Source organism: Arthrobacter sp. 24S4-2, assembly GCF_005280255.1.
Classification (GTDB): Bacteria; Actinomycetota; Actinomycetes; order Actinomycetales; family Micrococcaceae; genus Arthrobacter.
In genome coordinates this window covers 4,908,182-4,931,904 of the sequence record NZ_CP040018.1, presented here as the reverse complement: position 1 = coordinate 4,931,904, position 23,723 = coordinate 4,908,182, and the positions used below count along the sequence as shown (strand labels likewise).

General features: G+C 66.2%; 25 protein-coding genes. 10 read left to right on the top strand and 15 right to left on the bottom strand.

Translation table 11 applies throughout. From position 1 onward, the window contains the following. The first annotated feature begins 3 nt into the window (after positions 1-3). Positions 4-900, top strand: coding sequence for a formyltetrahydrofolate deformylase (gene purU, locus FCN77_RS22890; RefSeq protein ID WP_137324131.1), 897 nt, complete (start codon positions 4-6; stop codon positions 898-900). Between the two features lie 124 nt (positions 901-1,024). Here purU and FCN77_RS22885 read toward each other — a convergent pair whose 3' ends face one another. Continuing rightward, positions 1,025-2,647, bottom strand: coding sequence for a PucR family transcriptional regulator (locus FCN77_RS22885; RefSeq protein WP_137324130.1), 1,623 nt, complete (start codon positions 2,645-2,647; stop codon positions 1,025-1,027). 108 nt (positions 2,648-2,755) lie between these two features. Here FCN77_RS22885 and FCN77_RS22880 point away from each other — a divergent pair, with 108 nt between their 5' ends. Both FCN77_RS22880 and FCN77_RS22875 read left to right on the top strand, forming a co-directional pair. Further along, positions 2,756-4,276 carry a cytosine permease gene (locus tag FCN77_RS22880; RefSeq protein ID WP_137324129.1) on the top strand — a complete coding sequence of 507 codons (1,521 nt, stop codon included), beginning with the start codon at positions 2,756-2,758 and terminating at the stop codon, positions 4,274-4,276. Between the two features lie 14 nt (positions 4,277-4,290). Further along, on the top strand, positions 4,291-5,277 hold the full coding sequence (locus FCN77_RS22875; protein WP_137324128.1) for a polysaccharide deacetylase: 987 nt from the start codon (positions 4,291-4,293) through the stop codon (positions 5,275-5,277). Between the two features lie 220 nt (positions 5,278-5,497). On the opposite strand, the gene bcp is transcribed toward FCN77_RS22875, so the two are convergent. The 11 genes from bcp to FCN77_RS22820 form a co-directional block, all read right to left on the bottom strand. Next, positions 5,498-5,977: a thioredoxin-dependent thiol peroxidase gene (gene bcp / locus FCN77_RS22870; RefSeq protein WP_137324127.1), complete on the bottom strand. Its 480-nt coding sequence runs from the start codon at positions 5,975-5,977 to the stop codon at positions 5,498-5,500. 75 nt (positions 5,978-6,052) lie between these two features. Then, a complete protein-coding gene (locus FCN77_RS22865) occupies positions 6,053-6,754 on the bottom strand; it encodes a winged helix-turn-helix domain-containing protein (protein WP_137324126.1) in 702 nt (233 codons plus the stop codon). Positions 6,755-6,765: 11 nt separating this feature from the next. Next, on the bottom strand, positions 6,766-8,109 hold the full coding sequence (gene allB / locus FCN77_RS22860) for an allantoinase AllB (RefSeq protein ID WP_137324125.1): 1,344 nt from the start codon (positions 8,107-8,109) through the stop codon (positions 6,766-6,768). After that, on the bottom strand, positions 8,102-9,346 hold the full coding sequence (locus tag FCN77_RS22855; protein ID WP_137324124.1) for a glycerate kinase: 1,245 nt from the start codon (positions 9,344-9,346) through the stop codon (positions 8,102-8,104). The genes allB and FCN77_RS22855 overlap by 8 nt, the downstream gene beginning before the upstream one ends. Before the next feature lie 2 nt (positions 9,347-9,348). After that, on the bottom strand, positions 9,349-11,139 hold the full coding sequence (gcl, locus tag FCN77_RS22850; protein ID WP_137324123.1) for a glyoxylate carboligase: 1,791 nt from the start codon (positions 11,137-11,139) through the stop codon (positions 9,349-9,351). A 151-nt stretch (positions 11,140-11,290) separates the two neighbouring features. Then, positions 11,291-12,169, bottom strand: a complete 879-nt coding sequence (locus tag FCN77_RS22845; RefSeq protein ID WP_137324122.1) for a 2-hydroxy-3-oxopropionate reductase — start codon at positions 12,167-12,169, stop codon at positions 11,291-11,293. A gap of 54 nt (positions 12,170-12,223) precedes the next feature. Next, on the bottom strand, positions 12,224-13,024 hold the full coding sequence (locus FCN77_RS22840; protein WP_137324121.1) for a hydroxypyruvate isomerase family protein: 801 nt from the start codon (positions 13,022-13,024) through the stop codon (positions 12,224-12,226). A gap of 253 nt (positions 13,025-13,277) precedes the next feature. Further along, positions 13,278-13,454, bottom strand: coding sequence for a CsbD family protein (locus tag FCN77_RS22835; RefSeq protein WP_137324120.1), 177 nt, complete (start codon positions 13,452-13,454; stop codon positions 13,278-13,280). A 140-nt stretch (positions 13,455-13,594) separates the two neighbouring features. After that, complete coding sequence (locus FCN77_RS22830; RefSeq protein WP_175417361.1) at positions 13,595-14,149, bottom strand: hypothetical protein; 555 nt, start codon at positions 14,147-14,149, stop codon at positions 13,595-13,597. 92 nt (positions 14,150-14,241) lie between these two features. Beyond that, positions 14,242-14,907 (bottom strand): SRPBCC family protein, encoded by a 666-nt coding sequence (locus tag FCN77_RS22825; RefSeq protein WP_137324119.1) that lies wholly within the window; start codon positions 14,905-14,907, stop codon positions 14,242-14,244. Between the two features lie 264 nt (positions 14,908-15,171). Further along, entirely contained in the window at positions 15,172-15,639 is a 468-nt protein-coding gene (locus FCN77_RS22820) for a hypothetical protein (protein ID WP_137324118.1), read from the bottom strand. Positions 15,640-16,006: 367 nt separating this feature from the next. Here FCN77_RS22820 and FCN77_RS26115 point away from each other — a divergent pair, with 367 nt between their 5' ends. The 3 genes from FCN77_RS26115 (at position 16,007) to FCN77_RS22810 (ending at position 18,327) form a co-directional block, all read left to right on the top strand. After that, complete coding sequence (locus tag FCN77_RS26115) at positions 16,007-16,171, top strand: hypothetical protein (protein ID WP_175417360.1); 165 nt, start codon at positions 16,007-16,009, stop codon at positions 16,169-16,171. A 148-nt stretch (positions 16,172-16,319) separates the two neighbouring features. Then, positions 16,320-17,753: a cation:dicarboxylase symporter family transporter gene (locus FCN77_RS22815; protein WP_254678705.1), complete on the top strand. Its 1,434-nt coding sequence runs from the start codon at positions 16,320-16,322 to the stop codon at positions 17,751-17,753. 151 nt (positions 17,754-17,904) lie between these two features. After that, positions 17,905-18,327 carry a VOC family protein gene (locus FCN77_RS22810; protein WP_137324117.1) on the top strand — a complete coding sequence of 141 codons (423 nt, stop codon included), beginning with the start codon at positions 17,905-17,907 and terminating at the stop codon, positions 18,325-18,327. Here FCN77_RS22810 and FCN77_RS22805 read toward each other — a convergent pair. Next, positions 18,309-19,040 carry an FMN-dependent NADH-azoreductase gene (locus FCN77_RS22805; protein ID WP_137324116.1) on the bottom strand — a complete coding sequence of 244 codons (732 nt, stop codon included), beginning with the start codon at positions 19,038-19,040 and terminating at the stop codon, positions 18,309-18,311. The genes FCN77_RS22810 and FCN77_RS22805 overlap by 19 nt on opposite strands. Positions 19,041-19,312: 272 nt before the next feature. Here FCN77_RS22805 and FCN77_RS22800 point away from each other — a divergent pair, with 272 nt between their 5' ends. After that, a complete protein-coding gene (locus tag FCN77_RS22800; RefSeq protein ID WP_254678704.1) occupies positions 19,313-19,759 on the top strand; it encodes a helix-turn-helix domain-containing protein in 447 nt (148 codons plus the stop codon). Here the strand turns inward: FCN77_RS22800 and FCN77_RS22795 are convergent. Then, positions 19,756-20,115, bottom strand: a complete 360-nt coding sequence (locus FCN77_RS22795) for a VOC family protein (RefSeq protein ID WP_137324114.1) — start codon at positions 20,113-20,115, stop codon at positions 19,756-19,758. The two genes, FCN77_RS22800 and FCN77_RS22795, sit on opposite strands and share 4 nt — an antisense overlap. A gap of 143 nt (positions 20,116-20,258) precedes the next feature. On the opposite strand from FCN77_RS22795, the gene FCN77_RS22790 reads away from it, so the two are divergent. After that, positions 20,259-21,179, top strand: a complete 921-nt coding sequence (locus FCN77_RS22790; RefSeq protein WP_137324113.1) for a 2-hydroxyacid dehydrogenase — start codon at positions 20,259-20,261, stop codon at positions 21,177-21,179. A gap of 37 nt (positions 21,180-21,216) precedes the next feature. Here the strand turns inward: FCN77_RS22790 and FCN77_RS22785 are convergent, their stop codons facing one another. Further along, complete coding sequence (locus tag FCN77_RS22785; RefSeq protein ID WP_137324112.1) at positions 21,217-21,573, bottom strand: VOC family protein; 357 nt, start codon at positions 21,571-21,573, stop codon at positions 21,217-21,219. Between the two features lie 173 nt (positions 21,574-21,746). On the opposite strand from FCN77_RS22785, the gene FCN77_RS22780 reads away from it, so the two are divergent. Together FCN77_RS22780 and FCN77_RS22775 are read left to right on the top strand one after the other, a co-directional pair. Next, positions 21,747-22,727 (top strand): helix-turn-helix transcriptional regulator, encoded by a 981-nt coding sequence (locus tag FCN77_RS22780; RefSeq protein ID WP_217496187.1) that lies wholly within the window; start codon positions 21,747-21,749, stop codon positions 22,725-22,727. Continuing rightward, positions 22,720-23,604 carry an SDR family oxidoreductase gene (locus tag FCN77_RS22775; protein WP_137324110.1) on the top strand — a complete coding sequence of 295 codons (885 nt, stop codon included), beginning with the start codon at positions 22,720-22,722 and terminating at the stop codon, positions 23,602-23,604. The genes FCN77_RS22780 and FCN77_RS22775 overlap by 8 nt, the downstream gene beginning before the upstream one ends. Positions 23,605-23,723: the final 119 nt, after the last annotated feature.

Sequence of the window (23,723 nt, the reverse complement as noted above, 5' to 3'; positions counted from 1 at the left end):
GCCATGACCGCCATTCAGACTGAAACCCCGTTTTCTCAACCGGCGACCACCGTGGAGCACGTCCTGACTTTGGACTGCAGCGAGTCGCCGGGCATCGTCCACGCCGTCTCCGGCTTCCTGCTGGAACACGGCTGCGACATCATCGACAACCAGCAGTTCGGCGAACGCTCCGAGGGGCACTTCTTCATGCGGGTGCACTTCGCGTCCGACGGCGACGCCTCCACCGCGGACACCCTGCGGGCCGCTTTTGCCCCCGTGGCGGAACGCTTCGGAATGAGCTGGCGGCTGGAACCGCACGGCTCCAAGCGCCGCGTGCTGATCATGGTGTCCAAGTTCGGACACTGCCTCAACGACCTGCTGTTCCGCGCCAGGATCGGCGAACTCCCCATTGACGTGGTGGCCGTGGTCTCCAACCACACTGACCATCAGACGCTGGTGGAATGGCACGGCATCCCGTTCTTCCACGTGCCCGTCACCGCCGCCACCAAGCCGGAGGCGGAGGGCAGGCTGCTGGAGCTCATCGACCAGTTCGACGTCGAACTCGTGGTGCTGGCCCGCTACATGCAGGTCCTCAGCGACGGCCTCACCCGCAAGCTGGACGGGCGTGCCATCAACATCCACCACTCGTTCCTGCCCAGCTTCAAGGGCGCCAAGCCGTACCACCAGGCCTACGCGCGCGGCGTGAAGACCGTGGGTGCCACGGCGCACTACGTCAACGGCGAGCTCGACGAGGGGCCCATCATCTCCCAACAGACGGTGGAGGTGGACCACACCTACGGACCGGAAGACCTGGTGGCCGCCGGCCGCGACACCGAGTGCAAGGCGCTCAGCAACGCGGTGCGCTGGCACTGCGAGGGCCGGGTGATCCTGCAGGGCAACAGGACAGTGGTGCTCCGCTAACCTACCGGGACGCTCTCTCACTTCCGGTCGCTTAAGCCGGGACGCTCTCTCACTTCCCCCAAGGAAGTGAGAGAGCGTCCCGGTTTTTCGTACGAAAGGCAAGAGAGCGTTCTTCCCGGCGGGGCTACATGCCGGCCAGCCGGGTGGCCAGATGCAGGGCCACGAGCCGGCCCGTCCCGCGCGGATCCCCTCCGCACAAGTCAAAAATCCGCTGCAGCCGGTGATGCATCGACTGCCGCTCCACGTGCAATTCCCTGGCGGCCTGCGCCGTGTTGCAGCCGGAGTCGAGCCAGACCGACAACGTGGTCAGCAGCTGGGAGTTGCGCCGCTCGTCGTGTTCAAGTAGGCGGCCCAGTTGCTGTTGCACGTAGTCCTGCCGCGCCCCCTGCTCCAGGTGCTGCGCGGCCAACCGCTCCACGGCGAGTTCTTCGACGTCGACCACCACGCCTGCAGCTTCCGACGACGGCCGCGCCGCCAAGCGGAGTGATCCGTTCAGGGCCAGATCCAGGGCGCATTTCGCCTCCGAGAGCGACCACGGCGCGTTTTCGATCCCGGCCGCCAAAGGGCCCACCGCCGTCATGGTTCCGACCTCCACGGGGAGCTCCTGTAAGGCGGCGACGAGTTCCGCACGGGCGGCTAGGGCGCCGTCAAAAGGCAACGCGGCGAGGGCCAGAAGCTCTGAATTGTCTACGTAGCTGGCGCTCTGCTGGGCAGAACGCTTCAGGATCTTGTCCATTGCCGCCCGCATCTGCTGGGACGTGGACGTCCTGACGACGACGGCGACCACCGTTGCGGAGGCCGGGATCCCGGCTGCGGGGGAGAGCTGTTTGAGCCGCCAGGGCTGGCTGCCGGAGCTGACAGCACGGAGCAGTGCCGTGCCTGCCACCTCTTTCAGCCCGGGCGGCATGCGTTGCAGCAGCGCCAGCGACAGGATGTCAACGCAGCGGCCGCCGGCAACGCGCGCCAGGTTGACGTCGCTGTGGGCGGGAACATTGATCACCAGCCTCGCGGACGGCACGCCGCGGACGGGTACATCGATATTGATCAGAGTTCCGTCAGCGCCCGGCCCGGCTGCCTGCCCCTCTTCCCGGGGAACGGAACCGGCTGCCGGAGCGGAACCGGCTGCCTGCCCCGGCTCGTTCCGGGGAGCGGAACCGTCCGCCGGGTTCGAACCGTCGCTATCCGGGCCGGCGCTTCCCAGCGTCACGCCGGACACCGACGAGAGCTCCAGGGTCGCGTCAATGATTCCGGCCAGCACGGCAAGAATCCGGTCCAGGCTGCTCCCGTGGGCCAGCTCGACGGCCATGGCGTGGCTGGCCTCGTCCGCGCGGCGCAGGTGTGCAACCGATTCGCTGACCAGCATCGAGTTGATGGCCTGCATGATGCCCACGAACGGCACCACTTTGCGGAATTCAATGAGGGGCAGCCCTGCTTCCTCCGCGGCCCGGATCATCGAGGACGGAAGTGACGGGAGGGTATGGCCCGTCTCCACGGCCAGGGCGCCGATGCCGCGCTCAGCCAGCTGCCGGATGTAATCTACGCGTCGCCCGTCTGTGGCCGAGACCAGGGCGTCGCCGCCGGTGAGAAGCAGTTCGCCGCCGCTAAGTAGCGGTGCAATGTCCAGCACCTCACTGGAATGGACCCAGCGCAGCTGCGTACCCGCCGCTGCAACCGCCCCGGCGCGGATCACGGGATCGGCGGCCGTGAGGGTGGGATGTTTCAGCACTTCGGTGAGCAATACAGGCATGACGATCCGTAACATGGATGGGCGTTGTGTTGTACACATAGTATCTTGTTGGGTGTGGTCTGCGACACATAATCTTGGGTTATCCCTTTCCCCCTACGGAGGCCCCACGTGCACAACAACTCCACTGCCCCGGCCGGACAAGCGTCCGCGGCCGGCGAAGACCACGAAGCGTGGCTCCAACCCATCCCCGAATCCCAGCGCACCCGTAAGGTTTCCGGCCAGTTCTGGATCTGGGCCGGTGCCAACCTGGCCCCGATCAACTGGGTCCTCGGAGCGCTGGGCATCCAGCTCGGCCTGGGCTTTGCCGATACCGTCACCGTTCTGGTTTTGGGGAACCTGATCGGGATGCTGCTCTTCGGCTGCTTTGTTCTGCTGGGCCAGAAGACAGGAGCCACCGGCATGGTGCTCGCCCGCGCAGCCTTCGGCCGCCGCGGAAATTACCTGCCGGCATCCATCCAGGCGCTCCTGGTGATCGGTTGGTGTGCGGTCAACACCTGGATCATCTTGGACCTGGTGATGGCTTTGTTCGGGACCCTCGGGTGGGTTGACCCGGAAGCGCATAACTACGCGTGGAAGATAGGCATCGCCACCTTCATTATGGCGGTCCAGGTTGCCATCGCCTGGTTCGGCTACAAGGCGATCGCGGCGTTCGAAAAGTGGACTGTGCCGCCCACCATCCTCATCCTTGCCGTGATGTCGGCAGTGGCCTGGTTTGGCATGAAGATCAACTGGACCTACGCGGGCCCCGCTGGTCACATCCTGGAAGGATCGGAACGAATCGCGGCCATGAGCGCGGTCATGACGGCCATCGGCATCGGCTGGGGCATCACCTGGTTCACCTACGCCGCCGACTACTCCCGCTTCGTCAGCACCACGGTGCCCAAGCGCAAGGTCTACCTCGCCTCGGTCCTTGGCCAGTTCATCCCCGTCGTCTGGCTGGGCGTCCTCGGTGCCAGCCTGGCCACCAACACGGGTGAAATCGACCCCGGCAAACTCATCGTTCAGAACTTCGGTGCGCTGGCCCTCCCCGTGCTGCTTATGGTGCTCCACGGCCCCATTGCCACCAACATCCTCAACATCTACACCTTCTCCGTCGCTACACAGGCGCTGGACATCTCCATCAGCAGGCGCAGACTGAACCTCTTCGTCGGCGTCTTCTCGCTGGCCGCCGTCGTCTTCTTCATCTTCCAGGAAGATTTTGCGTCGGTCCTCGATGCCTGGCTGATCGGCCTGGTCGCCTGGGTGGCCGCATGGGGCGGCGTTATGCTGGTCCACTACTTTTGGATCGAGAAGCGCTGGCCTGATGACACGGCACGGCTGTTCGACGGCGTGGGCACCAAGCGCCTCCCCGGCGTCAACTGGGCCGGCGTCGTGTCCCTCCTGGTCGGCATCTTCGCCACTTGGCTGTTCATGTACGGCCTGATTCCGATCATGCAGGGCCCCATCGCCGTGGCCCTGGGCGGCTGGGACCTCTCCTGGCTCGCCGGCGGAGCCAGCAGCGCAGCGTGCTACGCCGTCCTGGGCCCCCGGGTCCACCGCAGGTTTCTGGTCAGTGACGGATCGCAGCCCGTCCCGGCAGCCGTCCCGGAGACAGTAGCCAGTCCCTCAGCAACCGCCGTCTCCCGCTAGAAAGGAACCGGACCATGGACTTCCCCGTATTCCCGGATTCTGCCCATCCCATCACCTGGCCCGAAGGATACCGGGCGGCCGCCTCCTTCACCTTCGATGTTGACGCGGAATCCTGCACCATCGCCCACGACCCCACCAGCACACGCCGCATGTCCCTCATGACCCACCAGTCCTACGGGCCCAAGGTTGCGGTGCCGCGGCTGCTGCAGATCCTGCAGCGCCAGGACATCCCGGCCACCTTCTTCATCCCCGGCTTCACCGCCGAAAGCTACCCCGACGTGGTGCGCCGGATCGTTGACGCCGGCCATGAGGTCGCCCACCACGGCTATCTGCACGAACCCATGCAGGGCATCGATGCCGCCACAGAGGCACGGTACATCGACCGGGGGCTGGAAGCACTGGCCAAGGTCGCTGGCGTGCGGCCGGTTGGCTACCGGGCCCCCTGGTGGGAGCTGAACTGGCACTCGCCGGCCCTCCTGGCGGACCGCGGCTTCCTCTACGACTCAAGCCTGCTCGACGGCGACGCCCCCTACCGCTTCAGCGTCGCCGACGGCGACCCCAGGGACTTGGTTGAAATCCCGGTCGACTGGGCGCTCGACGACTGGGAGCAGTACGCCTTCTACCCCGGGGTGACCGGAAGCGGAGTTATCGAAAGCCCCGCAAAGGTCCTGGAAATGTGGACGCTCGAAGCGGAGGCGCACCACGCCGCCGGAAGCTGCTTCGTGCTGACCAACCACCCGTTTATCTCCGGCCGGCCCTCCAAGGCGGTGGCACTGGAACAGCTGATCAGCCGGGTCAAGGCCATGGACGGAATGTGGGTCACCACCATGGCCAAAATCGCTGAGCACACCCGGGACACCGTGACCGAAGTCCAGAGCCACGCCCGCATTGTGGTTCCGGGCTTTCCCGACGCCGGCGCCTGTTTCACTCCGGCCAGCTTACGGCCAGCAGAGGTCCGCCAAACCGAGCTTGCCGCCGGCCCGTCCGGATGGGCCTCCTGACCGGCCTGTCACACAGCTGATCCACCAGACGACGCTCTCTCACTTCCCGCCGCTTAATCCGGGACGCTCTCTCACTACATACAGGAAAAGCCGGAACGCTCTCTCACCACGGTGAGAGAGCGTTCCGGCTTTTGTTGCGAAAGGTGAGAGAGCGTCGGCCCGAATCGCGCGGGAAGTGAGAGAGCGTCAACCCAAATCGTGCAAAAGGTGAGAGAGCGTCCTAGAGGCCGAGGGTTTCCTTCAGCGCTGCCACGTGGCCCTGCGCCTTGACCTGGTACTGGGCCAACTTCACTTTGCCTTCGGGGTCCAGCACCACGGTGGAGCGGACGATGCCCTCGGTGACTTCGCCGTCCCGCAGCTTTTCGCCCCACGCGCCGTAGGACAGTGCCACGGAGTGGTCCTCGTCGGCCAGGAGCGGGAAGGTCAGGGCGAAGTCGCCGGTGAAGTGGGCCAGCTTCTCGGGGGCGTCGGGGGAGACGCCCAGGACCTCGTAGCCGGAGCCCTTCAGGGACTCGAGGCTGTCGCGGAAGTCGCAGGCCTCGGTGGTGCAGCCGGGTGTGGCCGCTTCCGGGTAGAAGTAGACGATGACGTTCTTGCCGCGGTAGTCAGCCAATGACGTCGGCTTGCCCTGGGCGTCCGGCAGGGTGAAGTCCGGCGCCTGGGTTCCGGGCTGGAGCTTGGTGGTCAGAGTGGGGCTCATGATGATCCTTCGGGAGTCTGATTACTGACAAAAGCGATGAGTACTGGGTCGGCTTCTACTGAAACAACCACGGGTTCAGATGCAGTATTCCGCAGGCCCGCGCACTTTGGCATGCGGGCCCGGGACGAATTGGTAGCCGCCGCCGCGCACCGTGGCGATCGCATGCCGGCCGCCCCGCAACTTCCGCCGCACCCGGCCCACGTACACATCGATGGAACGGGAGGCCGCCGCCGGGGAATCGAACGATTCCAGGAACAGCCGAAGCTCTTCCCGGCTGATGGCCCGCGAACAATTCTCCACGAGATAGCGCAGGAGCTTGAACTCGACTCCGGTCAGCGGCACGGGCTGTCCGTCCAGTTGCACTTCGCCGGCGGCAAGATCCACCGACACCAGGCTGGCGGGTCCGGCCAGCGGCGGGAGGTGGGTTGCGCCGTCGTCGTCCTCCGGGGAGTCCTCCGGAACGGACGACGACGGCCCCTGGGTTCCGCTGCCTGCTGGCCCGTGCGGTCCCCCCGGCGGGGCAGCGTGGGCAGCGGAGGTTGCAGCTCCGGCGGCGGGCCAGACGTGGACTTCCGCCTCCGGAGCAATCTTCAGTGCGCGCGCCAGCAATAGTTCCGCGGCGCGCGCCATCACGGCGTCATCGATGTCCTCATCGCCGTCCAGGGTCACCCAGACGGCCAGGCCATGGGCCTTCAACGCAGGACCCGCCGATGCGGGCTTCGCCAGCGCCGGACGCGTCGCGCATATGCCGCGCGGGGAATGTACCTGGACAGCCATGGCGTGGTGCCTCAGACGCCGCCGCGGCGGATGAGCTTGCCGCTGGGGGTCTGGCCGTCCACTACATGTCCGCGCAGGAATGTCTTGCGGACCACGCCGGAGAGTGCCTTGCCGTCGTACGGCGTGATGGGGTTCTTGTGCTTGAGCTTGGAGACGTCCACCACGAAGGCCTCGTCCGGTGCGAAGACGGAGAAATCGGCGTCGTACCCGAGTGCCAGCTGGCCCTTGTTGGAGAGGCGTGCCAGTGCGGCGGGCTTTTCGGCCATCCAGGAAACCACCTGCTCCAGCGGGATGCCGCGGTGCCGGGCTTCGGTCCAGATCAGCGACAGGCCCAGCTGCAGCGAGGAGACGCCGCCCCAGGCCACAGCGAAGTCGCCGTTTTCCAGGTCCTTCAGGTCAAGCGTCGAGGGGGAGTGGTCGGAGACGATGCAGTCGATGGTGCCGTCCTCCAGGCCCTTCCACAGCAGCTCGCGGTTGGAGGCCTCGCGGATGGGCGGGCAGCACTTGTAGGCGGTGGCGCCGTCGGGGATTTCCTCGGCCATCAGCGTGAGGTAGTGCGGGCAGGTCTCCACGGTGAGGTGGACGCCGTCGCGCTTGGCGGACGCGATCATGGGCAGCGCGTCCGAGGAGGAGAGGTGCAGGATGTGGGCGCGGGCTCCGGTCCAGCGGGCCCGCTCGATCACCTCCGCGATGGCCTTGTTCTCGGCGCCGCGGGGGCGGGAAGCCAGGAAGGTGGAGTAGTGGTCGCCGCCGGGGTGCGGTGCGCGGTCAATCGCGTGGGAGTCCTCGGCGTGGACGATCATGAGCGAATCGAAGGACTTGAGCTCGGCCATGTCCTCTTCCATCTCGTCCGCTTCCAGATGCGGGAACTCGTCCACGCCGGAATGCAACAGGAAGCACTTGAAGCCGAACACGCCCTCGTCGTGCAGGCCGCGCAGTTCGGACTTGTTGCCGGGCACGGCGCCGCCCCAGAACCCGACGTCAACGAACGCCTGGTCCTCGGCCACCTCGCGCTTGAGCTTGAGGCCTTCCACGGTGGTGGTGGGCGGGATGGAGTTCAGCGGCATGTCGATGATGGTGGTCACGCCGCCGGCTGCGGCGGCGCGGGTGGCGGACGCGAAGCCCTCCCACTCGGTGCGGCCGGGCTCGTTGACGTGGACGTGCGTGTCCACCAGGCCGGGAAGGAGGGTTTCGTCGTCGGCGAGCTCAATCACTTCGGCGCCGGAAAGGCCGTTGCCCAGCGGCTCGATGGCCACGATCTTGCCGCCGCGCACGCCCACTTCACGGGCTGCGATGCCGGCCGTGGTGAGGATGCGCTGGCCCCGGATGACGAGGTCAAAGGTTTCTTCAGACATTGAGGGGCTCCTTTGTGCGGGCAATGTTCGCTGACGGGGTGGAATCTACCGCGGCGTGGGCCGGGGCCAGGTCCGCCAGTTCCACGCCGATGTGCTTTCCCAATTGTTCAAGCAGGGGTCCTGCTTCGGCTATACATATTTCTACCTTGGCCTCCAGTGAGGTCAGTGGGTAGACCTGCCGGAAACCGGAATCCTTCTGCTGCCCGGGCGTCAGCGTGGTCCGGCCGCAGACGGCCACCACGGGCACGCCGGCCCGCGCAGCCGCCCGCGCAACACCCATGGGCGTCTTGCCGAGCAGGCTCTGTTCGTCCAGGCTGCCTTCGCCGGTGATCACCAGGTCCGCGCCGGCCAGCCGGTCGGCCAGTCCGGTGAATTCAAGTACGACGTCGATGCCAGGCCTGCGTGTTGCGGCCAGGACCGCGATGGCCGCGTAGCCCACGCCGCCCGCCGCTCCGGCGCCCGGTGCGTCCGCGGCCTTCCGGGCGCGGGGCCCGATTTCGGCCGAGAGGACGTCCACAAAGTGGGCCAGGGCGGCGTCGAGCGTTGCCACGTCCTCGGGGGTGGCACCCTTCTGCGGGCCGAAGATCGCCGGGGCGCCTTCGGTTCCGAGCAGGGGGTTGTCCACGTCGCTGGCGAGGATGAAGCGGGCGTCGTCCAGGCGGGAGTCGAAGCCGGAGAAGTCGATCCGGTCCAGCCGGGCCAGGGCCGCGCCGCCGGGAGGCAGGTCGTTGCCGTCGGCGTCGAGGAGCTTGGCGCCGAGTCCCTGCAGGACGCCGGCGCCGCCGTCGGTGTTGGCGCTCCCGCCGACGCCCAAAATGATCTGCCGGCACCCGGCGTCGAGCGCTGCCCGGATCAGTTCGCCGGTGCCCAGGCTGGTGGCGGCTTTGGCGGTGGCCGAATCAGGCCGGCCGCTGGAGCCGCCTTCGCCGGACCCGGCGCCGCCGGGCAGGACTGCCAGGCCGGACGCGGCGGCCATTTCGATGACCGCCTCGCGTCCGCGGACCGCGAATTCTGCCCGGATCCGCTGCCCGGTGGGGCCGCTGACCACGACGCTCCGGCGGGTGAAGCCGGAGCCGACGGCGGCGTCGAGGGTACCCTCGCCGCCGTCGGCCACCGGAATCCGGATGACGTCAAGGTTGTGGCCTGTTGCCGCCTGGAGCCCTGTTTCCAGGTGCCGGGCAACATCGGGTGCGGACAGCGAGCCCTTGAACTTGTCCGGCGCTATTACGACGCGCATTCTTATGCCTGCAGGGCCAGGATTGCGGTGGGGGCGTCGGCGCGGGTCTGGGCCAGTTCTTCGAACTCGTTCACGGCGTTGATTTCCAGGCCCATGGAGATGTTGGTGATCTTTTCCAGGATCACTTCAACCACCACGGGCACCTGGAACTCGCCCATGAGTGCCTTGGCTTTGTCGAACGCGGCGGGCATGTCCTCGGGGTTTTCAACGCGGATGGCCTTGCAGCCCAGGCCCTCGGCCACCTTGATGTGGTCCACGCCGTAGCCCCTGGTGTTTTCGGACAGGTCCGCGCTGTTGATGTTCTCGAACGCCAGGGACACGTTCTGTTCCATGTTGAAGCCGCGCTGCGACTGGCGGATCAGGCCCAGGTAGGAGTTGTTCACCACCACGTGGATGTACGGCAGGTTGAACTGCGCGCCCACGGCCAGTTCCTCGATCATGAACTGGAAGTCGTAGTCACCGGACAGGGCAACAACGGTCTCGTCCGGCTTGCCGCGAACCACGCCCAGTGCAGCGGGGGCGGTCCAGCCCAGTGGGCCGGCCTGTCCGGCGTTGATCCACTTGCGCGGGCCGAACACGTGCAGCATCTGGGCGCCGGCGATCTGGGACAGGCCGATGGTGGACACGTAGGTGGTGTCCTTGCCGAACGCCTTGTTCATCTCCTCGTATACGCGCTGCGGCTTGATCGGCACGTTGTCGAAGTGGGTCTTGCGGTGCAGGGTGGCCTTGCGCTCGGCGCATTCGGCAACCCAGGCGGTGTAGTCCGGCAGCGACCCGGCGTCGCGGCGTTCGCGGGCCAGTTCCAGCAGCCCGTCCAGGGCGGCACCGGCGTCGGACGCGATGCCGAAGTCCGGGGAGAACACGCGGCCGATCTGGGTGGGCTCGATGTCGATGTGCACGAACTTGCGGCCCTCGGTGTACGTGTCCAGGCCGCCGGTGTGGCGGTTGGCCCAGCGGTTGCCGATGCCGATCACGAAGTCGCTGCGCAGGAAGTTCTCGTTGCCGTAGCGGTGCGAGGTCTGCAGGCCCACCATGCCGGCCATCAGGGTGTGGTCGTCCGGGATGGCGCCCCAGCCCATCAGCGTGGGGATCACGGGGACGTTCAGCAGCTCGGCCAGTTCCACCAGCTGTGCGGACGCGCCGGCGTTGATGATTCCGCCGCCGGCCACGATCAGCGGGCGCTCGCCGGCCGTCAGCATGTCCAGGGCCTTTTCCAGCTGCTTGCGGCTGGCCTTGGGCTTCTCCACGGGCAGCGGCTCGTAGGTGTCGATGTCGAATTCGATCTCAGTCATCTGAACGTCGATCGGCAGGTCCAGCAGCACGGGGCCCGGACGGCCGGAGCGCATCAGCTGGAAAGCTTTCTGGAAGGCGCCGGGAACCTGGCCGGGCTCCAGGATGGTCATGGCCATCTTGGTGACGGGCTTGGCGATGGACTCGATGTCCACGGCCTGGAAGTCTTCCTTGTGCAGCTTGGCAACCGGGGCCTGGCCGGTGATGCAGAGCATGGGGATGGAGTCGGCCCATGCCGCGTACAGCCCGGTGATCATGTCGGTGCCGGCGGGGCCGGAGGTGCCGATGCAGATGCCGATGTTGCCGTCCTTTGCCCGGCTGTAGCCGTCGGCCATGTGGCTGGCGCCTTCAACGTGGCGGGCCAGGGTGTGGCGGATGCCGCCATGGGCACGCATGGCCGAATAGAACGGGTTGATTGCCGCGCCTGGCAGGCCGAACGCCTCGGTGGCGCCCTCCTTTTCCAGGATTGCGACGGCAGCGTCTACGGTGCGCATCTTGGTCATTGTGTACTCCTAGGAAGTTTTTTTGGGTGTGCTGATGGAAGGCCCGGCGTTCGCCGCGGTGCACTTTGGGGGAGTCGGCGTCGTAAATTACGGCGGCGGCCGGCGTGTCCGTGCCGAAGTGCCGCAGTTGTGGTCGGTCAGCGCGGCTGGCTTACTTCCGGCCGCTGAGCTGGAGGACCTGCTTGAAGAGTCCCGAGTGGTCCAGTCCGCCGTCGCCCTGGTTGACGGCGGCGGCGACCAGCTGTGCGACGACGGCGCCGAGCGGGACGGCGACATTGGCTTCGCGGGCTGCTGAGGTGACGATGCCGAGGTCCTTGTGGTGCAGGGCCAGGCGGAAGCCGGGGTCGAAGTTGCGGTCGAGCATCTTCTGGCCCTTCTGTTCCAGGACCTTGGAGCCGGCGAGGCCGCCGCCGAGAACCTTGAGTGCTGCGTCGGTGTCAACGCCGTAGGCCTCGAGGAACGCGATGGCTTCGCCCAGGACCTCGATGTTGACGGCGACGATCAGCTGGTTGGCTGCCTTGACGGTCTGGCCGGAGCCCGCGGGGCCGACGTGGACGATGGTCTTGCCGACGGCGTTGAGGACGTCCTGCGCTGCCTCGAAGTCTCCCTTTTCCCCACCCACCATGATGGAGAGTGCGGCATCGATGGCGCCCTGCTCGCCGCCGGAGACCGGGGCATCGAGGGCACGGATGCCGGCGGCCTTGGCGTCGTCGGCCAGGCGCTTGGCCACGTCCGGGCGGATGCTGGACGCGTCAATCCACAGCGTGCCCTGCTTGGCGTTGGCGAAGACGCCGTCCTTGCCGCTGACTACGCCCTCAACATCAGGGGAGTCCGGCACCATGGTGATGACGACGTCGGCGTCCTTGACGGCGTCGACGATGCTGGTGGCACCCTTGCCGCCTTCGGAGACGAGCTTGTCGATCTTGTCCTGGCTGCGGTTGAAGCCGGTGACGGTGTGGCCGGCCTTGACTAGGTTGATGGCCATGGGCAGGCCCATGATTCCGAGTCCGATGACTGCAACATTGCTCATTGTGGTTCTCTTTCTGAAGTCTTTGGTGGGGTGGGGGTGAGGCTGTCGAAACCGTTACCGGGAGACGCGCTGGCGGATGGCCCAGCTGAAGGCCGTTTCCTGCGGTTCCTTGTATTCGAGGCCGATGTAGCCGGTGTAGCCGAGTTCGCGGCTGCGGGCGATCCACTCGCCGAGGGGAAGCTGCCCGGTTCCGGGAGCCCCGCGGCCGGGGTTGTCTGCGATCTGGATGTGGCCGAAGTCCTTGGCGTGGTTTTCAATGACGGCGGCGACGTCGTCCCCGTTGACGGCCAGGTGGTAGAAGTCGGCGAGGAGCTTGATGTTCTGCGCGCCGGATTCTTCCCTGACCCGGGCGATGACCTTGAGGGCATCGTCGGCGGTGAGGAGCGGGTACCTGGGTGCGCCGCTGACGGGTTCGAGGAGGACGGTGCCGCCGATGCGGGCGACGCCGGCCGCCGCAGCCGCGAGGTTCTCTGCGCCGATGGCGTCCTGCTTCTCGGCGGATTCGCCGTCGACACGGTTGCCGTAGAGGGCGTTGAAGGCCTTGCAGCCGAGGCGCTCGCCGATGCCGGCGACAACGTCAATGTTGTCCTGGAATTCGGTGGAGCGTTCGGGCCAGGAGACCAGGCCGCGGTCACCGCCGGGCATGTTGCCGGCGTTGAAGTTCAGGCCCGTGAGCTGCACGCCAGCGTCGGTGATGGCGTTCTCGAACTCGGTGACCTGGGCGTCGGTGGGGACGGAGGTTTCGAAGGGCCACCAGAATTCGACGGCGTCAAAGCCGGCGGCCTTCGCTGTGGCGGGCCGCTCCAGGAGCGGCAGTTCCGTCAGCAGGATGGAGCAGTTCACTGTGTACGTCATTGTCATGTCCTTGCGTGGTCCGGGGGTTCCGTCTGTCCAACAGTAACTTCCGTCATTATTTCGTATTGTGGAAGTTATATTCTGCTGTATGAAAAGTGTAGGACCAGCCGGGCGTTGACGTCAACCGTTAATGGTGGGTGAGCCCCCGGGCCTGACCGGGTGGGTCGGGCTGGCCCGGCCATGACCCGGAGCCCGCAGGGCAAAGGAATGGGCGGCCCCCCGGGGGGAGCCGCCCATTCGATTCAGCCGGATATCAGTGCCGCTTGAAGGCGTGCCTGAACTTTTCGCCGGCTTGCTTGAGGTCGGCCTTAATCGCCTGGCCCTTGCCTTCCGCCCTCATCCGGCGGTTTCCGCTGGCATCGCCGGCGGCTTTCTTTCCCTTGCCGTGAAGTCGCTCCGCGGCGTTGTGGATCCTGTCACCCAAACCCATTGCGGTCCTCCTTGTGGTGCGGCCCATGCGGCTGGTTGCCGCAATTCCCGCCTCTTAAATTGTAGGAAGAAATGGCCTTGGGGAACGGCCCCGGCGGTTTCAAATCGGCTACTTACCGAGATGCCGGCTGGGGCGGTGGTTCAGCGCGAGGACAAAGTTAAGGAGTGTTGCCCCGGCCGTCTGCGAGCGGCAACGTAGCGGATGCCCAGCCCCGCCAGTGCGACGGCAAAGGCCAGGAAGACTGTGGGAAGTGCTCCGCCGTCGGGTCCGAGACTGGCCGCCAGGATCTGCCTGCTCATCAGCAGCATCTCCTGCAGGTCGCCGGCCAGTACTCGCGTCCCGAGAACGTAGTTCACTGAGATGAAGAGGGCGGGAACCACCCACAACAGGGCAAGGTTTACGAGCCACACCGCAGCCCGCCGCGCCGGTCGAAGGCCGCACCAGGCCAGGGCGCAACCGACGAGGATGGCGGGGATCCAGCGAGCAACTGACGGCACTGCGACGGGGACATTGGTGTGCCCTACGAGGCCGACAACCCACTCCATCTCCCATGAAGCGAACGGCACAGCCACAAGTCCGCCCCCTAATGCGGTCAGGCCCCGGGGTTTCGAAGCCAGCAGCAGGAGCGCCACGAGGGATGCAGCGAGGGATGCAATCACGCCCGCGAGCAGCCCGGCGAAGTAGAGGCCCGCCATCGTCCCGCCCGTCCGCTCCGGACAGGGACGGTGCTTTGTGCTGCGGGAGTGCCTTAGTGCTGGGGAAAGTGAATTCCGACGGGCGAAGCCGGTCAGTGCTGGCCCAGGCCGCCTCCCATCGGCGGGAGATGGCCGTCGTGGCGGTGCAGTTCGCGCTGACGTTCAGCGGCGCTGTAGTTTTCGCCCTCCGCTGTTTCATCGGACTCGCCCTCGAAGTCGACCAGTCCGTTGGTCTGGTCGAACGGGTGCGCGAACCGGTTGTACTCCGGGGCGGCTGCATCTGTGCCGGCCGTGACTTCGGTGCCGCCGGCAGCAGCTGCCCGCCAGGCGCCTGTTGCATGTCCTTCGTGCTCGATGAATTTCTTGAATCCCTTGAGATCGTGTTCGGCCTGGCGGCCCACTATATGGAGCAGGGCGCCCACTTTCTCCACGACGCCCTCGGGCAGGTATTCCAGGGTGAGCTTCAGCGACGTCCTCCCGCCGCCGGCGTCGCCGAATTCCACGGCACCGGAATTGGTGGCACCCGCGGTGGCCGCCCACGCCACCCGCCGGTCCGGAACCTGCTCAAGGATGCTGGCCTCCCACTCCCGGCGGACCCCTGCGATGTGGGCTACCCATTTCAGGCGATCATCGCCGAGCCGCGTGACGCTCTCCACGCCGGCCATGAAATGTGGGAAGTCCTCGAACTGGGTCCACTGGCTGTAGGCCGTGCTCACCGGCACGTTGACCACAATTTGCTTTTCAACTTTCGTGCTCACAGCGTCTCCTTCGACTGGAACCGAAGCTGATGAGGAGTCATGCAGGTCATCAGTAGGGCAAACATAACGCCGCCGGGGGCCCGCTGCCAGAGGCTAATTGGCCCCAGTTCAGCACTGGGTCGAGTTCAGCACTGGGTCGAGTTCAGGACGAGGGGCGCTGACTCCACTGTCGGCCCGCAACACGGAAGAGCCAGGGGCAGGTGCCCCTGGCTCCAGGATGCGCAGATCCATTGAACGGATCGGATGCGCGGAACGCTGAAACGGTCAGCGGATGGTCGCGACGTCGCTCCTCTCCCAGCGGGTCCAGTCAGACCAGTTGTTGCCGCTCTTCACCCGGAAGGAGACCTCCTGGTACACGCGGTCCTTGGCCTTATCCTTGTCGACTTTGTCCTTGCTATGGATGATGACGCGGCCGTCGTGCCTATCGAAATGCTCCTTGAACTCGGAACGGCCCAGGAAGTCGTCGCGCCCGTGCCGATCCTTTTCAAAGCGCTTCTGGCGGATTTCCACGGTCTTGTTGCCGTTGCAATCCACCTTTATTCTGAAGTCCGCCCAGTTGTTCCGTTCGTCCGTGGGCTTCAACGGGTCCACGGTACAACCGCGAAGCGACGTTGAAGCGTCAGCCGGCACGGCCAGCGCAACAGGTCCGCCAATAAGACCCAGCGAAACAGCCGAAATCAAAGCAAATCGGGTTCCGAAGGGGCGGGATTTAGTTGGTGTAGTGATGGACATATCTTTTGCTCCTAGAAAAGGATGCGAGGGATAATTCGGGCAGGACTATCTCGCCGCGATAACACTCCCCTGTGAAGCGGCTATCAGTTCCATCCGGTTTCAAACAGCACGCCCGGTCTCTGCGGGGGCTTGACTCCGGGCACTGCTCACTGCAGTTCGTGGCCCGGTAATTCCATCGTGCGCCTGCTTTTGCCCGTGCGCCAGAGCAGCTGTTGCCCTTTTGACCGGATTTTCGAGAGTAAATCCTTTCCATCTCACGGCACTTAACAGGCGGAAATCTGGTCACTCCAGTACCGCAAACCATAGGCTGAAGGTGCCGCCGAACCGGCGACGCGAGACCTACAAGCCAGGAACGAAAGGTGCCGCCATGACCGACCCCAAAGAATCCGCAACGGACCCCGCCGACCTGCTCGGCCCTGGCGATCCTGACGACGTCGACCCCAAGCAGCCTTACCTCGGCCCCGATACGGCGAAGAACATCCGCGAGGAACAGCAGGCGCAGGCGGCCGACACCTGGGATGACGGGGACTAACGCAGGGCGACCCCGCCGCCGACCGCTTCCATCTTGCGGTTAAACAATTCCGCAGTATGGATTTATCCTCCCTGAAACACTGGAACCTTAGCGTTGCCAATGACCTGAAGGCGTCCAGCGCGCCTTTCCCCCGTTGATTGGCAGCCCGATGAAAACTCCCCCGCCCGCCTCGGCATCGAATCCCGCCCTGTCCGCCGTGCCCGACTCCAGCACGCCCCGGAAAAAGCCCCTGTACAAGTCGCTCTTCTTCCAGATCCTCGTGGCCGTGTGCTTGGGCATCGGCATCGGCCACTTCTGGCCTGACCTTGGCTCGGCCCTTCGCCCGCTTGGAGACGGCTTCATCCAGCTCATCAAGATGATCATCGCCCCGCTGATCTTCCTGGTGATTGTCACGGGCATCTCGGCCGTGGGTGATGTGAAGGCCGTGGGGCGCGTTGGCGTGAAGGCGCTGCTCTACTTCACCGGCGCCACCCTGTTCGCCCTGGTGTTCGGCCTCGTGGTGGGCAACATCGTGCAGCCGGGCGCAGGCCTGAACATCGATCCCGGCACGCTGTCGCAGGACGCCCTCAACGCCAAGACCGGCACGGCCCCGCCCAAGGATGCCGGCGCGTTCCTGCTGGGCATCATCCCCACCAGCGTGGTGGGCGCCTTCGCCTCCAACAACCTGCTGCAGGTGCTGTGTTTCTCGGTGTTCTTCGGCGCGGCCATCGTTGTAGTGGGCCGTGAACGCTGCCTGCCCGTGGTGAATCTGCTGGAGACCGTGCTGGAGCTGTTCTTCAAGATCATGACCTGGGTGATGCGCGTCGCGCCCGTGGGCGCGTTCGGCGCCATGGCGTTCATCATCGGCCAGTACGGCCTCGGCTCGCTGAGCACCTACGCGCTGCTGATCGCCGCCTGCTACGGCGCCGCCATCATCTTTATTGCGCTGCTGTTCGTGGTGGCCTGGGTGTACCCGCGCGTTCCGCTGTGGCAGTTCATCAAATACAGCCGTGAAGAGTTCCTGCTGGCGCTCGGCACGGCCTCCACCGAGTCCGTACTGCCGCGTATCATGACCAAACTGACCAACGCCGGCTGCTCCCGGGCAACCACAGGACTGGTTGTCCCCACCGGCTATTCGTTCAACCTGGACGGCGCCGCGATCTACCTGTCCATCTCCCTGCTGTTCCTGGCCCAGGCGTTCGGGCACAACCTCGACCTCGGCCAGCAGCTCGCGGCCCTCGGCATCCTGATGCTCACGTCCAAGGGCATGGCCGGCGTTCCCGGCTCAGCGTTCCTGGCGCTTTCGGCAACCGCCGGCGCCCTCGGCATTTTCCCCGTGGCCGGCGTCGCGCTGCTCCTTGGTGCCGACCGCCTCATGGACTCCATGCGCGTCTCCGTAAACCTGTTGGGGAACTGCGTGGCCACGTTCGTGGTGGCGAAGTGGGAGGGCCAGTTCGACCGCGACGCCATGCTCCGTGCGTTCCGCGGGGAAGAAAGTGAAGTCACTGAAAGCACGACGGCGGGGGGCCCGGCGGCGGGCGGCACGCCGGCGGCTGATACCGCCGTCGTGCCTTCCGAAGCCGAACCGGCGGCGGTGCGGTAGAACGGTTGGCTGGGGTAAAACGGCGGAAGCCGTGGTCGGTATTGTCTGCCGACCCCGGCTTCCGCCGTTCCCGCAGTCTCCGGGCCGGGTGCCGAGACCAGACCCGCGCTCAGGTTCACGGCCAGCCCCAGAGCCCGCATAGGATGGTGCCATGTCCAGTCGTATAGCGGTCATCGCCATCGACGCCGTGCGGCCGCGCGTGGTCGCCGACTTCTGGTGCAACATCCTCGGCTGGTACGTGGTGGACGAGGACGACGGTGTCATCAGCATTGCGCCACCAGACGGCTCATGGCCCACAATCGACGTGGTGCCGGTGCCGGAGAACAAGTCCGTCAAGAACCGACTGCATCTGGATCTCCGCGCCGACGGCACATCGACAGCCGACGAGCTTGAGCGACTCCTGGGCCTGGGCGCGCGACGCACAGACGTGGGCCAAGGGCCCGACGCAACGTGGGTTGTTCTCAGTGATCCCGAAGGCAACGAGTTCTGCCTGCTCGCTCGTACCTTGCAAGAAGCCCGCACTGACACCGGGTCAGGCACCGCGACCACGGAAACTCAGCCGCCCACCGGCTGAAGGTCAGTCGCGCAGAGGTCAGTCGCGCGGAGGTCAGTCGCGCGGAGCCGGGCGGCAAAGCCGTCGGCGTGCCTCGCCAGTTCCGCTTCGGCTTCCCGGCGGGAGCCGTCGACGTCGGGGTTCAGCACCGTGGGCGCGAAGCGGACATGCGTGGCGTCCGTGATGCCCACGAAGCGCAGCCAGTCCGCGAAGAAGGTGCTGCTGAAGTCCTGGCCGAAGGCGGGTGCGACACCGGGGGAGTAGACGCCGCTCGTGTGGATGGCCAGGGCGTGCTTTCCTGCCAGGAGCCCGGTGTAGCCGGCAGCGGGGTCGAAACCGAAGCTCCAGCCCGGCTGGGTGACGATGTCTATCCACTGCTTCAGGACGTACGGCACGCCTGCGTTCCACATCGGAATGTTGAAGATGTAGGCGTCGGCTGCAGCGAAGCGGTCAAACACAGCGCGGGCATCGGCCCAGGCCTTCAGCTGTTCCGGAGTCTGCTCCTGCCCGGAGAACACAGCCATCTTGGCCGCCGCGGCGGTGGTGCCGAACTCGGGCAGGGCGCCGTCGTCGAACAGGTTCAGGGTTTCGAGCTCCAAACCGCCTTCCCCGCTGGCGTCGCCTTCAATGTCGGCGCCGGCCGCCTGGGCTTCGGAGATGAAGTGGCGTGCAAGCAGCAGTGAATCGCTGTGGTCCCCGCGGGGGGAGGCGTTGACATGGAGGATTCTGGGCATGGGTGGCCTTTCGTCAGGTTGTTTCGGGCGGCTGCACCCGTGTTCTGCTGCGCATGTGTGCGCTGCGAATGGTCAGGTCCGCTGTTCCGATCCTTCCGGGCCATGCCGTGGTGGCGGAAGAACGCACTTTGATCTGCCTAGGGAACTTTGAAGTGCCTCCTCCACGTTTTGTTACCGGCCGTTGCTGCAACCGTGACACACTGACGGGCGCCCTCGGCGCCGCCTCACTAGGCTGGTGCCGCGGCACGGTAAAAGAACAACCGCACAGGACAATGGCACAGGACAATGGCACAGGGGACCTTTCTGCGATGACTCTCACGGCGGACCAAAAACGGCTGGAAGCACAGGCGCGGTACACGGACGGACTGGACCTGTGCCCGGCCCGCCAACTCCTCGAAGCGATCAGCAGCAAGTGGGTCACACTGGTGATGCTGGAGCTGGCGGAAGGGGAGCTTCGGCACAGCCAGCTGCGCCGGCGGATTCCGGGGGCCAGCCAAAAGATGCTCACGTCCACGCTGCGCTCGCTGGAACGCGACGGCGTCGTCACCCGCCTGCTCACCCTGTCGGTTCCCGTGCGCACGGACTACGAGCTCACGCCGCTGGGACACTCGCTCCTGGGCGTCATCCACGGTATGAAGGAGTGGGCGGACGGCAACATGGACCAGGTGGAGGAAGCCCGCGGGGACTACGACAGCCGGCGGTGCTCCAGCGCCGGTTAGCGGCCCGCGGTGTCGATGACGCAGAAACGGTTGCCCTCGGGGTCGGCCATGATCACGTAGTCAGCATCTGCGGGCCGTTTGCTCCACTCGACGCGGGTGGCGCCCAGGCCAAGGAGCCGCTCCACCTCGCCGGCCTGGTCCTCCGTGTACAGGTCCAGGTGGATGCGGGGCGGGACGTGCACGGAGGACGGGACGCGGTCCAGCGAGATGCAGGTGCCCACACCGCCCTGGGGCTGCAGGATCACGAAATCGTCCTCCGGTTCGTGCCGTGGCTCGAATCCAAGGGCGGTCTGCCAAAAGGCCATCTGGAGCTGGAGGTTGTCAACGCGGATCACGATCGAGCCAATGCTCAGCATCCGGCCAAGGTACACCGACGCAATCCGCCCTGCAACGCTGTTGGATGGCGTCCCTCCATTAGGCTGGCAGCAAATAACCCTCCCGGCAGGCGGCGCTTCCGTGGCGTCCCCCTGCCCCGAGCCGACGGAGCAGTTGGAGAATCATGACCCGGAAGATCACAGTCAGCCTGCCGGACGCGCTACTTCGTGAATACCTGACGCCGCACCCGGATGTCACTGTTCTTGAGTGGGACTTCACGGGCGAGCCGCCGCAGCATCAGATCGACATCGTGGTCCCGCCGTACATGGGCGGGACGCGCGTCCTCCGGAACCTTGAGGCTGTGGGCACTGCCCTGGTGCAGAGCCAGTCGATCGGGTACGACGGCGTGGCGGACTCGCTTCCGGCCGGCCGGCTGTTTGCTAATGCAGCCGGCGTGCACGAAACCTCCACCGCGGAACTGGTCCTCGCCATGATCCTGGCCAGCCAGCGGGAGCTTCCGCGGCTTATCCGGAACCAGCAGGAGGGCCTCTGGGAAGCCCGGCCCACCGCCAGCCTCGCTGACCGCCGCGTCCTCATCGTGGGCTACGGCGGCGTGGGCAAGGCGATCGAGCAGCGGCTCATCCCGTTCGAAACGAGCGTAACGCGCGTGGCCAGCCGGCGGCGGACCGATGAGAGCGGCGTCATCCACGGAATCGCCGAGCTGCCGGAGCTGCTGCCCGAGCACGACATTGTGGTGGTCGGCGTCCCGCTCAGCGACGCCACGCATCACCTGATCGACGACACGTTCCTGGCTGCAATGCCCGATGGCGCGCTGCTGGTCAACGTTGCCAGGGGACCGGTGGCGGACACGGAAGCACTGGTCCGCCACACCGCCTCGGGACGGATCCGCGCCGCGCTGGACGTGACGGATCCCGAACCGCTGCCCAAGGACCACCCGCTGTGGGGAACGCCCGGCGTCATCATCACCCCGCACGTGGGCGGAGCCAGCTCCGCGATGCGGCCGCGGATGGGCCGGCTGCTGCAGCGGCAGATCGACCTCATGCTCGCGGGGGAGCCGCCGGTCAACGTGGTGCTCGGCGGCTAGGGCTGCCGGCCGGGTTGGACCCGACCCCAAGAGGTAGTCACCCGCCTGTAGCTGCGCGCACGACGCACCATTCGTTGCCTTCCGGATCCTGGAGCACTTGGAACGTGCCCACACTATCTATGTGGATCTTGCCGATCCTGACAGCTCCAAGGGCTTCGGCTGCGTCAGAGGCTGCCGGCACGTCCTCCACGTGCACGTCTATGTGGAGCCGGTTTTTCCCTTGTTTGTTCTCGGGCACTCGTTGGAAGGCCAGCCGCGTCCATCCCGGCGGATCGATGAAGGACCACGCATCGCTTCGATGCACTGGTTCGCCACCGAGGACCGAGGACCAGAACTCCGCAAGTGCGGCCGGGCTTTGGCAATCCACTACGACCTCATCAACGCGTCCAATCATTTTCTGAGCCTACCGCTGGCCTGGAAAGTCCGGTGCCACCGGGTGGGGGGGACATCCCAACCCGCGCCCCGGAGAGGTGCTTCCACAGGCCAGCCGTTGTCTGTTTTTTCCGCGCGTTGGGGGTGTCTGATAGACACTGCCACCGGACCCCAGGCCTGCGTAGCGTGGTGGATGTGGACAGAAAAGAGGAAATCCGTGAGTTCCTGATCTCACGGCGCGCCAAGCTCGGCCCGGAGCAGGCGGGCATCCCCAGCTACGGGGAGCTGCGGCGTGTGCCGGGCCTGCGCCGTGAGGAAGTAGCGCAGCTCGCGGGGGTGAGCACGGACTACTACACGCGGCTGGAACGCGGCAGCATCCGCGGCGTCTCGGATTCGGTCCTGGAGGCTGTGGCTTCTGCCCTCCAGCTGGACGAGGCCGAGCGGGCGCACCTGATGGACCTGGCGCGCACGGCCAACATGCCGTCACCCCGGGCACCGCGCCGGCCGGCGCAGCAGCGCGTCCGTCCCGGCGTGCTGCGTCTGCTGGACGGCATGACCGGAGTCGCCGCCATGGTGCAGAACGGCCGTTCCGACGTGCTGGCCGCGAACCTGCTGGGCCGTGCGCTGTATGGGCCAGTGTTCAACTTCGCCGCAGCGTCGGGGCCGGGCACTCCGGTCCGGCTGCCGAACCAGGCGCGCTACCTCTTCCTCGATCCGGGCGCTGCGGACTTCTACCCCGATTGGCGTGCCATCGCTGCCACCACGGTTGCGATGCTGCGCCTGGAAGCGGGGCGGAACCCGCATGACCGGGCGCTGAACGAACTGGTCGGGGAGCTGACCATGCGCAGCGGGCTGTTCGCCGAGTTGTGGGCCGGGCACGACGTGCGGATCCACACCACGGGGACCAAGCGCTTCCACCACCTGGTCGCCGGGGACCTGTCCCTGCAGTACGAGACGCTTCACCTTCCCGGCGATGAGGGCCAGACCCTGTTCACCTTCACCGCTGAGCCGGGCTCCGCGTCCGGAAACGCACTGGCGTTCCTCGCCAGCTGGGCGGCATCGCCTCCCGAAACAACCACCGCCGGCAAACCTGCCGGCGGATCCACCGTCCGGGAGGCACGCGCCCACGCGCAGCCAGGAACACCTAAGGGAAAGACAGAACCTTCACATGACTGAGCAAGAAACCACTGGGCAGGAAACCACTGAGCAGAACAAAAACAAGAAGGTCTGGTTCATCACCGGCGCCGGCCGCGGCATGGGAACCGACATCGCGAAGGCGGCCCTGGCCGCCGGCCACGCGGTGGTGGCCAGCGGCCGCAACCCGGAAAAAGTCGCCCAGGCCGTGGGCGAAAACGAGAACCTGCTGGCCGTGAAGCTCGACGTCACCGACCCCGCCGCGGCGGAAGCGGCCGTGCGTGCCGCCGTCGAGCGGTTCGGCCGGATCGACGTGCTCGTGAACAACGCCGGCAACTTCTACGCCGGGTTCTTCGAGGAAATCACCCCGGAGGACTTCCGGGCGCAGATCGAAACCACCATGTTCGGGCCCATGAACGTTACCCGCGCGGCCTTGCCGGTCCTGCGGGCGCAGCGCTCGGGCCTGGTGGTCACGATCTCCTCCACCGCCGGAATCGCAGGCGGGGAATTCCTCACCGCATACGCAGCATCGAAGTTCGGGGTTGAGGGCTGGGCCGAGTCCCTGGCTCCCGAGGTCGCCCCGTTCGGAATCCGCACCATGATCGTGGAACCTGGGTTCTTCCGCACCGAGCTGCTCACCCCGGAATCCACCCGCTACGCCGAATCCACTATCGGGGATTACGCCGAACGCACCGAGCAGACCGTCACCGCCTGGAAGGGCATGAACGGCCTTCAGGGCGGGGATCCTGCCAAGCTCGCCGATGCCCTGATCCAGCTGGCCGAACTGGAGGAGCCGCCGCTGCGGTTCGCTGCGGGTGCCGATGCCGTCGGAGTTTTCGAGACCCGGGCTACCGAGCTCCGCGACCAGGCCGACGCCCACCGCGAGCTGTCCAGCAACCTCGCCCACCAGGACGCCTGACACCTACGCAAACGGACGACGGCGGGAGGTCCCGCCGTCGTCCGCCAGCCCCACCAGCGGTACCCGCTGGACGCAAACGGCTTCCGGCTGCCCAAAAACCGGCACCTACACATTGAGGA